The sequence below is a fragment of the Runella sp. SP2 genome, from assembly GCF_003711225.1.
GTDB lineage: Bacteria > Bacteroidota > Bacteroidia > Cytophagales > Spirosomataceae > Runella.
The window spans coordinates 7350684-7363310 of sequence record NZ_CP031030.1; the positions used below are offsets into that span (position 1 = coordinate 7350684).

A 12627-nucleotide genomic window follows, 5' to 3' on the forward strand; every position below is an offset into this window, starting at 1 on the left:
AAACAAATTAATCTTATTGATGATGAATGACCTATTTGATATTCGACGTTTCGGACTCTATGCCCGAAAAGAGTTTCGTGAAAACTGGAAAGTGTATGCGCTGTTTGCCGTAGGCATTGTGGTAATGCAGCTGGTATTCATTTATTTATTGTGTAAACCGCTAGAGAATAAATTTTATTATAACCAGTTGAAAGGGTATGATTTAAACCCTTTTGCTGGGCTTTTTAACTCTGCCGTAATAGCCACCTGGATTTCAGGAAGCTATGCTTACTCTTATTTTTCTTCTTCTTCCAAAACTTTTTCTTCTCTAACATTGCCCGTTTCCCCCTTAGAACGATTTTGTTTTGCTTGGCTTCTTACTATCCCTTTAAGCTTGATCATAACGGCTATTTTATGGCGAGTGACTTGGTTATTTACAACCCCATTTGTTCTTTCGACCTTTCCTAAAGTAAGCATTGTAATGGATTATTCGAAGGCATTTAGGAATGTAGTTCAAACAAGTTTAGCGATTGGAGTTTTCGGCATTTCGGGAGCGTTTATGTTGGGAAGTTTGGTTTTTAGGAAATATAGCTTTTTTAAAACATTGGCAATTGGGTTAGGAGCGATATTACTTCTCTATGCGTTTCAACAAAATGTACTAACAGCAATTTTACCAAATGCCGATAGAGTGGAAACCTACCCTTATCCAGGTTTTATATATGCAAGTGTAAGAACCATTTCCAAGCTTCATATCCAATTTGGTTCGACCCTTGAATTGCCCTACCTCATTTGGTGGGTGTGGTGTTTACCTGTCATCTTGTGGGTAGCGACGTACTTGAAAATCAAAGAAAAAGAAGTTTAACAGCCATGAATTTTCATAACCAAATCCCGATTTATCTGCAAATCGCTGAACACATCGGCGAGCAGATTCTGACCCAACGTTGGAAACCCGATGACAAAATTCCGTCCATTCGGGAATTAGCAGTACAATTGGAGGTAAACCCCAATACGGTGCAGCGTACTTACGATTTTTTGCAAACGCAAGAGGTGATTTTTACCAAGCGTGGGTTGGGGTATTTTGTGGCACCTAATGGCGAACAAAATTACCTCAATTGGCGCAAGGAAACGTTTGTACAAAACGAACTACCGATTTTTTTTAAACAAATTCGCTTACTAAAAATGAGTTTTGAAGAACTCGAAAAACGATTTTACGAATATGAAACCATCTAATCTATTGCTAACCGTGGCCGTCGTTGTGACGCTGGTCGTTCAGGCGCTTTTAGTGTTTGGGTACAAGAGTGCCTATTTGGAACAACTGACCGCCAAACAAGAAAAAGCGCATACGATTTTTGAAGCATTTCGAATTGAAAATAAGCCAATTAAAGTATTGAGAGCCAAAGGTATTCGCTTTGTGTTACATCTAGGAGAAGAAAAACAAGGCTTTCGTCACGATTACCGTCGGGTAGGTTTTGGTTATAGTAAGAGGGGAGACACGCTCGAAATTTCAGCCGTAACGGGACGGCAGGATGATGTCGATTTTTGTGAGTTGTATTTTTCTGAAATGCCCGCGATTGAGCTGTATGATTCAAACGTCAGTATCGTTACTACCAAGCCCATGCAGGCGTCGCTTTTGGTGAAGAAAAATAGCGTGTGTGCGCTGCAAAAAGGGACGTGGGAAAAGCTAGACACACGGGTAGAAGATACTTCTAAACTCCGATTGGCAGAAGGAAGCGAAATCAGCCAGTTGACGGTGAGCTTGGCAGACAAAGCAGGATTGGAGGACGCGGGAGCAACGGTGAAAAAAATTCGATTGGCTTCTCAGTCCGATAGCAGTGAGGTAACACTTTCGGGTAAATCACTGAAAAATTTACAATAAAAAATTGTACATTTCCTGCAAAATAAACCCTTTTCACGGAAATGACATTCGATTACATCATCATCGGGGCGGGCTCGGCGGGTTGTGTGCTGGCGCATCGTCTTTCGGCAAATCCAGCCATCCAAGTATTGTTGTTGGAAGCAGGAGGGCCTGACAAAAAAATGGAAATTCATATTCCAGCGGCTTATTCCAAACTCAATCGTACGGAGGTCGATTGGGGATTTGAAACTGAGCCTCAGCCCCATGTCCTGAATCGAAAAATGTATTTGCCGCGCGGAAAAGCATTAGGCGGAAGTAGTTCCACCAATGCCATGGCCTACGTGAGGGGAAACCGCGCCGATTATGACGAATGGGCAGCGCTTGGGAATGAGGGCTGGAGTTATGATGAGGTGTTGCCTTATTTTAAAAAATCAGAACATAACGAGCAGATTCACAACGAGTACCACGGGCAAGGTGGACCGCTCAACGTAACCTACGCGACGGGCTATCGTACTCCCGTGGCGGAGGCGTTTGTGAAAGCCTGTGCCGAAAAGGGAATTCCCGAAAACCCCGATTACAACGGAGCCGAGCAAGCAGGAACGAGCCTGTTTCAGTTTACCATCAAAGACCAAAAACGGTGGAGTACGGCAACGGCATTTTTGAAACCTATTTTGCAGCGTTCTAATCTGAAAGTCATTACGTTTGCGCACACAACTCAACTCATTTTGGAGAATGACCGTGCGGTGGGCGTGGAGTTTTTGACGGGAAAAAATACGACCGAAAAAGCGTTTGCCAACAAAGAAATCATCTTGTCGGCAGGAGCGTTTAATTCTCCTCAAATCTTGATGCTGTCGGGGATTGGCGACAAAGACGAGCTAAAAAGGCACGGAATAAAGGCTAAAAAACACTTGCCAGGGGTGGGTAAAAACTTACAAGACCACTTATTTACGGGGGTGAGTGCCTTGGCGAATGTGCCTACCGCCAACGATTATCTGTCGGTGTGGGGACAGGTGAAGGGATTAGCGCAGTACGTATTTATGAAAAAAGGGCCGATGACGATTAGTCCGTTGGAAGCCAATGCGTTTACCAAAATTCATACAGGCCCCGACCCAGTCGATTTTCAGTTTCATTTTGCGCCAGTTCACATGGGCAACGACGGGAAAGCTGATTTTTATAACATTGAAACCTTTCCACACACCAGTGGTTTTACCGTTTTACCAACGCTCCTCAAACCAAAAAGTGTAGGATTTGTAGGTTTACGTTCGTCAAATCCGTTGGATGCACCACTCATTGATCCTCGCTTTTTATCGGAGGAAGACGATGTGCTAACGCTGTTGAAGGGTACCAAAAAAGCGTTGGAGATTATGGATGCCAAGGCATTTGATGTGGTGCGAAAAGAAGTAATTCTACCACTTCAACGTAGTTCCGATGAGGCACTTATTTTGCACATCAAAACGCTATTGGAAACGGTGTATCACCCCATCGGGACGTGCAAAATGGGCAATGACGAAATGGCGGTGGTGAACAGCAAATTGCGGGTGCATGGCATCGAAGGGCTTCGGGTAGCCGATGCGTCGATTATGCCGCGTATCATCGCGGGCAATACCAACGCCGCCTGCATTATGATTGGTGAAAAAGCTGCTGATTTGATTTTGGGGGATATTCGTCATAGTTAATTGGGAAACACATAGCTCACAATAGAATTTTTCACAATAGGGTACATAGCTATATCTTATGTTTTCTATGTGTTTATTCTACTGTTTTCTATGTGTTTTAAAAAAATGACAAAACAAAACCCCCGCAAAAGTGATTCTGCGGGGGAGGAATGATTTTCGGATAAACAGATAATGGTTAACCAATAACTGTTTAATCAGCAACAACTAGCTCACGAGCAAGCTCTACTAAGTCTTTGTCGTTTACTTCTTTTTTGATGTCGGCTACGTCCAAGAACTGCTTGTAAATAACGTCCAACGTTGCTTTATCGAACGTATAACCCAACAATTCCAAACGGTGCTTCAACGCGTGGCGACCGCTACGAGCCGTCAACACAATCATTGATTTATCCACGCCCACGTCGGTAGGGCTCATAATTTCGTAATTGAGGGTATGTTTCAAGAAACCATCTTGGTGAATACCCGAAGAGTGTGCAAACGCGTTACGCCCTACAATCGCCTTGTTGGCTTGCACAGGCATACGCATCATTTTTGAAACCAACTGGCTAGTAGGGAAAAGCAATTGCGTATTGATTCCCGTTTCGTATCCTAATTCTTTGTGTACGTTGAGGGCCATTACCACTTCTTCCAACGACGTATTTCCAGCCCGTTCACCAATTCCGTTCATCGTTACTTCTACCTGACGTGCTCCGTTCATAATACCTGCCAAAGAGTTGGCCGTTGCCAAACCGAGGTCATTATGGCAGTGAATTGAAATGGTTGCTAAGTGAGCGTTTGAGGTATTTTCAAAGATATACTTGATTTTGTCGCCGTACTCATTAGGCAAACAATAGCCCGTTGTATCTGGGATATTTACAACCGTAGCTCCTGCTTTGATTACTGACTCTACCAAGTGTGCCAAGAAAGCCACATCCGCACGTCCCGCATCTTCACAATAAAACTCCACATCTTCCACGTACGACTTGGCGTGTTTTACGGCGCCAATCGCTTGTTCTACGATTTTCTCACGCGTGCTGTTGAATTTGTGCTGAATGTGAATATCGGACGAACCAAGTCCTGTGTGAATCCGTCCGCGTTGAGCGTATTTGAGGGCTTCTCCAGCGGCATCAATATCCCCTTTTACGGCGCGTGAAAGGGCGCAAATAACAGGCTGACGAACAGCTTTTGAAATTTCTACCACCGAACGAAAATCACCAGGGCTCGAAACAGGAAAGCCCGCTTCGATGATATCAACACCCAGTTTTTCGAGTTGTTGTGCTACCACAATCTTTTCATCGGTTGTCAATTGGCAGCCAGGCACTTGCTCGCCGTCCCGCAACGTGGTGTCGAAAATTTGGACTTTTTGGCTCATTGTGTGTAAAGAGAAATTATAAATTGGTTAGATTTCGACTTTTGGGATTTTTATTCACAAAAAACCCTTTCTCAACGTGAGAAAGGGCCTTTTTACTATAAAGGTTTCCTTTCTCACATGACCTGTGTGAGAAGAAGACCGAGAATATTATTAGATGCTAATGTCATAAATTGTGTTGCGAATTTTCGCTGTACGCGTATTTCTTCTACAAAAATAGCGGAATAATTTTTTGGTGCAAAAAGTTTTTTAAAAAAATGTAGCGGTATATAAATTTTGTTCTTGCAGGAGATTTACCTATTTTTCTACAAATAAAGCAGAAATACCTAGTTTTGTAAAAGACATACGTTCCCGAATCAGATGAAACCCCGCTTTTTGTTTATTTTTCTCCTAACTATTGGTATGGAAGTTACTTTTGCCCAAACGCCACTTTTCAATTGGCAAGGCCACCGTGGCTGCCGTGGATTGATGCCCGAAAACACCATTCCCGCGTTTTTGAAAGCACTCGACTACGGAGTGAATACCTTAGAGTTGGATGTCGTTATTTCTAAAGATAAGAAAGTAGTCGTTTCGCACGACCCTTATTTTCACGCCGACTTTTCGATAAAACCCGATGGTACACCCGTACCAAAGAGTCCCAAAATTGTGTTGTACGACCTCAATTACGACGAAATTAAACGCTACGATGTGGGCAGCAACGGAAACCCGAATTTTCCTGAACAACAAAAACAGAAGACCTACAAGCCGCTTTTAAGCGAGATGATTGAGGCCGTGGAGGTGTACCGAGTTAAAAACAAACTGCCGCTTTTTTTGTACAACATCGAAATCAAGAGCGAAGAAAAAGAATACGATAAGTCGCAGCCACAACCTGCAGAGTTTTCGGACTTGGTCTATCGGGAAATCATGGCTCAATTACCACCCGAACGGATTGTTCTCCAAAGCTTTGATTTCAACGTTTTAAAACATTGGAAGAAACAAATCGACGCGGGCAAGTACAAAAAAGTAGCCTTGTCGGCGCTGGTCGCCAATGCCAAAGGGATTGAAAAAAACATCGAGGATTTAGGGTTCACCCCCGACATTTACAGTCCTTACTATTTATTACTTTCGACGGAACGGGTGCAGCAGCTTCACAAGATGGGAATGCAAGTGGTGCCTTGGACGGTAAATACGACCGAAGAAATGCGCAAAGTGAAGGCCATGGGCGTCGATGGCATTATTACGGACTATCCCAATCGCATCCCGAAATCCTGATTTTTGTCAAAACCCATTAGGAGGGTAGTGTATGATTCATTGCTTTTATTTATGTTTGAGAAAATAAAACCTGATTTTCTGTGTCTCTACTGAACGACATAATGGTCTTTTTTATGAAGCGTCGTGCCGAGCGTATCGAACACTTCAAGGCGAATCCCATCGAGGTTCAGTACAAAGTATTCCACGATTTGCTGGAAGCGTCTCGCTATACTGATTGGGGACGAAAGTACCGCTATGATTCGATTCAAACCATCAAACAATACCAAGAACGCGTACCGATTTCGAGCTACGAAGATTTGTATCCGTCGATTGAGCGGGTGTTGCACGGCGACCAAAACGTTCTTTGGCCGTCGGATGTAGAATGGTTTTCAAAATCGTCGGGAACGACCAATGCCCGTAGCAAATATTTGCCCATTACGCCCGAATCGTTGGAAGAATGTCATTACCGAGGTGGCCGAGATGTAATGACGTTGTACGCCCAAAACCGCCCAGGAACATTGGTTTTTGAGGGAAAAGGGTTGTCGATTGGCGGAAGTTTGCACGATAACCCCTTCAACAGCGAGGGCGGAATGGTGGGAGATGTGTCGGCGGTGATTATGCGGAATTTACCCGCGTGGGCTGATTACATTCGCACGCCACCCATCGAAATTGCTTTGATGGATAAATGGGAAGAGAAGTTGGTCAAGATGGCTGAAATTTGTGGCAACGAAAACGTAACAAGTATATTGGGTGTACCAACTTGGACGATTGTCCTCCTCGACCGCATCATGGAGGAACGTGGAGCGCAGCACATGCTTGATATATGGCCTAATTTTGAGGTGTTTATCCACGGAGCAGTTGCCTTTCAGCCTTACCGTGAGCTGTTTATGAAAAAATACTTTCCGAGCGACAAAGTAACCTACATGGAAACGTACAATGCTTCGGAAGGATTTTTTGCGGTGCAAGACGACCTTGCCCACCCAGGCGAAATGCTGTTGATGCTCGATTACGGTATTTTTTACGAATTTGTACCCGTAGAAGAATGGGATAAACCGCACCCCAAAGCCGTCACGCTGGATGAAGTGGAGCTGGATAAAAACTATGCGCTTATCATTTCGACCAACAGCGGTTTGTGGCGTTATCAGATTGGAGATACCATTAAGTTTACCTCAAAATATCCTTTTCGTATCAAAATAAGCGGCCGTACGAAGCACTTCATCAATGCGTTTGGTGAAGAAGTCATCATCGAAAACGCCGACGAGGCCGTTACCTTTGCTTGTGAAAACACGGGAGCCGTGATCAATGACTACACCGCAGGGCCTGTCTATATGGAGGATGGCAGTAAAGGCCGCCACGAATGGGTGATTGAATTTAGTACAGCCCCGTCTGACTGGCAAAAGTTTTGTCATTTGCTCGACAAACGCCTTCGGGAAGTGAACTCCGACTACGATGCCAAGCGTTATCAAGACCTTGCGTTGTTGGCGCCGCTCATGCACAATGTTCCGTCGGGCACATTTTATGAATGGATGGGTCGTCGAGGAAAATTAGGCGGCCAAAATAAAGTACCACGCTTGAGCAATTCGCGGGAATATTTAGAAGGAATTTTACAAATGGTGTATCAAATGGAGTAAATGAGCCGAAGGTAGCCCCAAAAACTAGGCTTGGTCATTTTTTTGAAACGTAAAAAGCCTATTTTGCCACGAAAAGAAACCATCGGTGTAAATAGTCCACCAGAAATTTTAGAATTACACAACTTTGCAACCGTTAACTAAAACCTAACAAAACCATGTCAAAAACCACATTAATTGTCATTGTCGTCCTTGCCATTTTTGGAATGTACGGCTGTAGTACTTACAATGGCCTCGTGAGCAAAGACGAAACTGTCAACAATGCGTGGGCCAACGTTCAAAGCGCCTACCAACGTCGTGCAGATTTGATTCCAAACTTAGTAAATACGGTCAAAGGAGCGGCTGATTTTGAAAAAAGTACGCTTACCGCAGTGATTGAAGCTCGTTCAAAAGCTACGTCTATTCAGTTGAAACCTGATGAGTTGACTCCTGAAAACATGCAGAAGTTTCAGGCGGCTCAAGACCAATTGAGTGGTTCTCTTTCGCGCCTTTTGGTATCGGTAGAGCAGTATCCGCAACTAAAAGCCAACCAAAACTTTTTGGAATTGCAGGCACAGTTGGAAGGAACCGAAAACCGTATCAAGGTAGAGCGTGACCGTTTCAATGAGGTTGTGAAAGGCTATAACCAATCGGTACGTACGTTTCCTGCCAACATTTTTGCTGGTATGTTTGGCTTTGCGCAAAAGGGCTATTTTGAAGCCTCTCAAGCAGCACAAACGGCACCTACGGTGAAGTTTTAATTTAGAAACTTTCCGAAAAACAATCTTCCCGAAAGTTTAAGAATCTTCCCGAAAGTTTTAAACTTTCGGGAAGATGTGCCTTCCCAACCGTAAACTTGTAAACTCTAAACCGTAAATTGCTCATGTCTCTTCTTCTGACTCCTTCCCAACAAGAGCAAGTAGTAGCGGCGATTCGTTCGGCCGAACTGGTAACTTCGGGCGAAGTACGTGTGCATATTGAGACCAATTGCCTCGAAAGCGATGTCATCGAACGCGCCAAACAAGTCTTTGCCGACCTTGGAATGCACCGCACTGATTTGAAAAACGGGGTGTTGTTTTATTTGGCCACAGACGACCGAAAGTTTGCCGTGCTGGGAGACAAAGGCATTAACGAACGAGTCCCTGATAACTTTTGGAATAATGTGCGCGATACAATGCGAGCTCATTTCAAAAACAATGAATTTGCCGAAGGTCTCAGTAAAGGGATTCAGTTGGCAGGTGAGCAACTGAAAACGTTTTTCCCTCGCCAAGCAAACGACATCAACGAACTCTCCGACGATATTTCGTTCGGGTAACTTTTTTCCAATGCGTCATTTCTTTTCTCTTTTGTTGATAACCTTGTGTACCATTCGTGTTTGGGCACAAGATATTCCTGAACCGATGAATCCTCGGCGTTTGGTCAATGACTACGCGGGTATGCTAAACGGGACAGAACGTGAAACCCTCGAACAAAAACTGCGGGTTTTTAATGATTCCACTTCGACACAAATTACGGTGGTGATTGTGAAATCAACGTTGCCGTATCCTCCAGGCGACTATGCGTTTGAGCTGGGACGACGTTGGGGTGTGGGACAAAAAGACAAAGACAATGGGGTAGTGTTGTTGTGGGCGTCGGACGACCGCAAGATTTTTATTGCTACGGGTCGAGGCATAGAAGGCGCTCTCCCCGACGCGATAGCCAAACGGATTATTTCGACGGTTATATCCCCCGAATTTAAACAAAAAATGTATTACCGTGGCCTTGACCGAGGAACGGATGAAATCATCAAGTACACGGCGGGAGAATACAAATCGGATGGCACCGAGGGCGGTGACGGAGAGTTTCCTTTAGGTGTTATTATTTTCCTAATCATTATTGTCATCATTATTATTATTATCATTTCCAAAGCCAATAAAGGCGGTGGCGGTGGTGGCCTAAGCCGACGTGGCGGCGGCTGGTATCCTTACACGACCTACACAGGCTGGGGTAGCTCGTCGGGTAACTGGGGCAGTAGTGGCGGCGGTGGCGGCGGTTCAAGCTTTGGTGGTTTTGGCGGGGGAGATTTTGGCGGTGGGGGCGCTGGAGGAGATTATTAGGAGTATCGAGTGAGGGAGTGTAGAATGTCGAATAAAACCGTGTTATGGGTTACAATAACTGTGTTTTCGGTTGCTTACTACCGAAAAAATAACAAAAATATTCTTTATGAAAGTACGGCCTGCGGCGCTTATTATTGAAAATAACCATTTGCTTTTGCTGCGTTACAACTACAGTGGCAACGACGTATTTGCTTTGCCAGGCGGTAATCCCGACCGTGGGGAAGCTCTCCCACAAACGATTGAACGCGAACTAAGCGAAGAGTTAGGAATTGAGGTAGAAGTTCAGGGAATGCTTTTTTCGGGCGAGGTGCTGTTGTCACACCAAAAAGACGATGTACTTCATGTGATTTTTGGAGCACAAATCATCGGAGGAATCCCGCGACTCAACCCCAATGAGACGACAGCCCTGGAAATTTGTTGGAAGCCTGTGAATGTGCTACACCAATTAAACCTCTATCCCAACGTTGGGCAATACATTCAGGATGGGTTACTAGGCAGTCCGCCCCATCCCTACATCGGGCAAATCAATCAACCTTTTTTTAGTTAACAACGACCCTCCAAGCATTCCTAACAAGCTTGCGGCTGTTCCGTAGAGAATGGCAGGAAACGTTGTGTGCCACACAAATGCGCACAACACCCAAACGACAAGCCCAAGAATCATTGATGCCATACATCCTACGGCATTGGCGCGTTTCCAATAAAGTCCAAAAGTAAGTGGTACAAAAAGAGAAACTAAACTAAAGGCCGACGACTCTCCCACTAATTCAAAAATATCCTGCCGTGTTTGGGCCATCCAAATAGAGGCAAACGTCACCAAAACGACTCCCAAGCGAATGACCAACAAAAGGCGGGTATCGGATAGATGAGGAAGGTAAGGTTTGACAAGGTTTTCGCCCAATACTGCCGCAGGGGCCAAAATAGCGCCACTACTGGTGCTCAATAAAGCCGAAATCAACGCCCCAAAAAACAAAATTTGAATCCATAACGGCGCGTGCTGAAGCACCATGTTGGGGATGATTAGGGAAGTATCTCCGTTCATTAATTCAGGGTAGAGCGTTTTGGCAGCCAAGGCAATAAACAATGGCAAAAGCGCCACCGTTAAGTAAAGCCCCCCCGCAAAAACCGAAGACTTCACGGCAGTATCGGCATCTTTAGAAGCCATAACGCGCTGGAAAATATCTTGTTGCGGAATAGAACCTAGACCTACCGTAATCCAAGCCGCAAGGTATTCAGCGTAGCTTTGTAAACTCATTTCTTTGGGGGTAATGCGGAAAAAATCAGCAGGCTGTTGGCTCGTGACAGGTGTGATTCCTCCCGTTTTGGAAAAGAGAATAATGGCCAAAATGATAAGCCCAAAAATCAAGATAATATTGTGTAAAAAGTCAGTAATAGATACCGACCACATCCCGCCCATAAACGTATAGAACATAACGAGGATGGCGCCAACCCAAATGCCAGTGCTCAACGGTAGCCCAAACACCACTTGCCCCACAATGCCCATGGCGACAAACTGAGCAGCAATCCATCCAAAGTAGGAAGGGATAATCATCACTGCCGAGATAAACTCCGACGCTCTGCCAAAACGCATCAAGAAAAAATCACAAAAAGTAATGATGTTCCAACGATAAAAAGTTCGGGCAAAAAATATACCTACAAGTATCAAACATAAGGCCGCGCCGAAAGGCTCTTCAATGACATTTAAGAAACCACCTTCGATAAATTCTTTGGGAGCCCCCATCATGGTTTCGGAGCCAAACCAAGTCGCAAAGGTAACCATCGTGGCCAATCCCATGGGTAAACGGCGCCCAGCCAACACAAAATCTTGGGTGCTGTGTACTCGCCGAGACGCCCAAAAACCGACGGCGACGTTGATAAGAAGATATATACCAATGGAAAAAATGAGCATAAATCAAGCGAAAATGTGGGAAGGAGACGAATTTGGGAACATTAACTGGTTTTTGCAATTTTGTTTGAGTAAAACAATAAACTTGAACCTGTGGCAAACGATTACGACAAGATTTTTAAAGAAAATATCGAAAATTTGATTCCATTTCTTGCCCGAAAAGTGCTTGGAATTGATGTTGATATTTTGATCGAGCTTCCCGATGATATTCAGTTGACGGTAGAACGAAAACCTGACTTTTTGAAGAAAGTCGTACCAAATGATGGCTCTGAACCCTACTTACTTCATTTGGAGTTTCAAACGGCATTGGACAAGGATATGCCTTACCGAATGCTGGAATATTATGCACTTCTTTTACGAAAATATCGTTTACCAGTACGACAGTACATCGTTTATCTTACAAAAAATGGAGGTGATAAATGGGAAGTGAAGCATGATTTTGGCACTTGTCAGTTTGAGTACAACCAACGTAGTCTGCAATCTTTCGACTATGAGCTGTTTTTAAATAGTACTTCGCCTGAAGAGGTATTGCTGGCGATTTTAGCAAACTTTAAAAATATTCCACCCATTGAAGTCGCGCATAGGATTATTACAAAACTTCAAGAATTGGAGCCTAACCATTTTTCTTTGGGGCGGTACGCCAACCAGTTGGTAATTTTATCAGGAATCCGTAATTTAGATGAGACAACCTTAAAACTTTTAGAAGATATGCCAATCACAGATATTTCACTGGAAGATTTCTACAGCTACCGCAAAGGAATGGAAAAAGGAATGGAAAAAGGGGTGCAGAAGGGGATGCAGCAAAAGCAACGAGGAATTATTACTAAAATGCTACAATCAAACCTACTGACGATAGAGCAAATCGCTGATATTGTGGGGGTAGAGGTGTCGGTGGTAGTAGAAATTCAATCTGCAATTAAATCAAACGATTAAGGT

At 44.2% G+C, this 12627-nt stretch carries 13 protein-coding genes; 11 read left to right on the forward strand and 2 right to left on the reverse strand.

The annotated features are described in order from the left end of the window. Positions 1–19: 19 nt before the first annotated feature. Genes DTQ70_RS29660 through DTQ70_RS29675 form a run of 4 tightly spaced genes read left to right on the forward strand, consistent with a single transcriptional unit; the run spans position 20 to position 3510 of the window. The gene (locus DTQ70_RS29660; protein WP_164490267.1) at positions 20–841 is read left to right on the forward strand and encodes a hypothetical protein; all 822 of its coding nucleotides are present in this window, start codon (positions 20–22) and stop codon (positions 839–841) included. A 5-nt stretch (positions 842–846) separates the two neighbouring features. Continuing rightward, positions 847–1209 (forward strand): GntR family transcriptional regulator, encoded by a 363-nt coding sequence (locus tag DTQ70_RS29665; protein ID WP_122934157.1) that lies wholly within the window; start codon positions 847–849, stop codon positions 1207–1209. Next, entirely contained in the window at positions 1196–1855 is a 660-nt protein-coding gene (locus DTQ70_RS29670; RefSeq protein ID WP_122934158.1) for a hypothetical protein, read from the forward strand. The genes DTQ70_RS29665 and DTQ70_RS29670 overlap by 14 nt, the downstream gene beginning before the upstream one ends. 41 nt (positions 1856–1896) lie before the next feature. Next, positions 1897–3510, forward strand: coding sequence for a GMC family oxidoreductase (locus tag DTQ70_RS29675; RefSeq protein WP_122934159.1), 1614 nt, complete (start codon positions 1897–1899; stop codon positions 3508–3510). A 190-nt stretch (positions 3511–3700) separates the two neighbouring features. On the opposite strand, the gene DTQ70_RS29680 is transcribed toward DTQ70_RS29675, so the two are convergent. Then, positions 3701–4858 (reverse strand): 2-isopropylmalate synthase, encoded by a 1158-nt coding sequence (locus DTQ70_RS29680; protein WP_122934160.1) that lies wholly within the window; start codon positions 4856–4858, stop codon positions 3701–3703. A 399-nt stretch (positions 4859–5257) separates the two neighbouring features. Between DTQ70_RS29680 and DTQ70_RS29685 the strand changes: the two genes are divergently transcribed. The 6 genes from DTQ70_RS29685 (at position 5258) to DTQ70_RS29710 (ending at position 10335) form a co-directional block, all read left to right on the forward strand. Further along, positions 5258–6106 carry a glycerophosphodiester phosphodiesterase family protein gene (locus DTQ70_RS29685; protein WP_122934624.1) on the forward strand — a complete coding sequence of 283 codons (849 nt, stop codon included), beginning with the start codon at positions 5258–5260 and terminating at the stop codon, positions 6104–6106. A 113-nt stretch (positions 6107–6219) separates the two neighbouring features. After that, complete coding sequence (locus DTQ70_RS29690; protein WP_122934625.1) at positions 6220–7716, forward strand: GH3 auxin-responsive promoter family protein; 1497 nt, start codon at positions 6220–6222, stop codon at positions 7714–7716. Positions 7717–7871: 155 nt separating this feature from the next. After that, complete coding sequence (locus tag DTQ70_RS29695) at positions 7872–8453, forward strand: LemA family protein (protein ID WP_028522473.1); 582 nt, start codon at positions 7872–7874, stop codon at positions 8451–8453. A gap of 122 nt (positions 8454–8575) precedes the next feature. Continuing rightward, on the forward strand, positions 8576–9007 hold the full coding sequence (locus DTQ70_RS29700) for a TPM domain-containing protein (RefSeq protein ID WP_122934161.1): 432 nt from the start codon (positions 8576–8578) through the stop codon (positions 9005–9007). A 10-nt stretch (positions 9008–9017) separates the two neighbouring features. Continuing rightward, entirely contained in the window at positions 9018–9788 is a 771-nt protein-coding gene (locus tag DTQ70_RS29705) for a YgcG family protein (RefSeq protein ID WP_122934162.1), read from the forward strand. A 106-nt stretch (positions 9789–9894) separates the two neighbouring features. Beyond that, a complete protein-coding gene (locus tag DTQ70_RS29710; protein ID WP_122934163.1) occupies positions 9895–10335 on the forward strand; it encodes an NUDIX domain-containing protein in 441 nt (146 codons plus the stop codon). On the opposite strand, the gene DTQ70_RS29715 is transcribed toward DTQ70_RS29710, so the two are convergent. Then, positions 10279–11694 (reverse strand): sodium:solute symporter family protein, encoded by a 1416-nt coding sequence (locus DTQ70_RS29715; RefSeq protein ID WP_122934164.1) that lies wholly within the window; start codon positions 11692–11694, stop codon positions 10279–10281. The genes DTQ70_RS29710 and DTQ70_RS29715 overlap by 57 nt on opposite strands. 90 nt (positions 11695–11784) lie before the next feature. On the opposite strand from DTQ70_RS29715, the gene DTQ70_RS29720 reads away from it, so the two are divergent. Beyond that, entirely contained in the window at positions 11785–12624 is an 840-nt protein-coding gene (locus DTQ70_RS29720) for a hypothetical protein (protein WP_122934165.1), read from the forward strand. The last annotated feature ends 3 nt before the right edge of the window (positions 12625–12627 follow it).

Bases quoted from the DNA above. Each gene is read 5' to 3' on its own strand.
- DTQ70_RS29660 (WP_164490267.1), top strand. From the start codon at position 20: ATGATGAATGACCTATTTGATATTCGACGTTTCGGACTCTATGCCCGA.
- DTQ70_RS29665 (WP_122934157.1), top strand. From the start codon at position 847: ATGAATTTTCATAACCAAATCCCGATTTATCTGCAAATCGCTGAACAC.
- DTQ70_RS29670 (WP_122934158.1), top strand. From the start codon at position 1,196: ATGAAACCATCTAATCTATTGCTAACCGTGGCCGTCGTTGTGACGCTG.
- DTQ70_RS29675 (WP_122934159.1), top strand. From the start codon at position 1,897: ATGACATTCGATTACATCATCATCGGGGCGGGCTCGGCGGGTTGTGTG.
- DTQ70_RS29680 (WP_122934160.1), bottom strand. From the start codon at position 4,858: ATGAGCCAAAAAGTCCAAATTTTCGACACCACGTTGCGGGACGGCGAG.
- DTQ70_RS29685 (WP_122934624.1), top strand. From the start codon at position 5,258: ATGGAAGTTACTTTTGCCCAAACGCCACTTTTCAATTGGCAAGGCCAC.
- DTQ70_RS29690 (WP_122934625.1), top strand. From the start codon at position 6,220: ATGAAGCGTCGTGCCGAGCGTATCGAACACTTCAAGGCGAATCCCATC.
- DTQ70_RS29695 (WP_028522473.1), top strand. From the start codon at position 7,872: ATGTCAAAAACCACATTAATTGTCATTGTCGTCCTTGCCATTTTTGGA.
- DTQ70_RS29700 (WP_122934161.1), top strand. From the start codon at position 8,576: ATGTCTCTTCTTCTGACTCCTTCCCAACAAGAGCAAGTAGTAGCGGCG.
- DTQ70_RS29705 (WP_122934162.1), top strand. From the start codon at position 9,018: ATGCGTCATTTCTTTTCTCTTTTGTTGATAACCTTGTGTACCATTCGT.
- DTQ70_RS29710 (WP_122934163.1), top strand. From the start codon at position 9,895: ATGAAAGTACGGCCTGCGGCGCTTATTATTGAAAATAACCATTTGCTT.
- DTQ70_RS29715 (WP_122934164.1), bottom strand. From the start codon at position 11,694: ATGCTCATTTTTTCCATTGGTATATATCTTCTTATCAACGTCGCCGTC.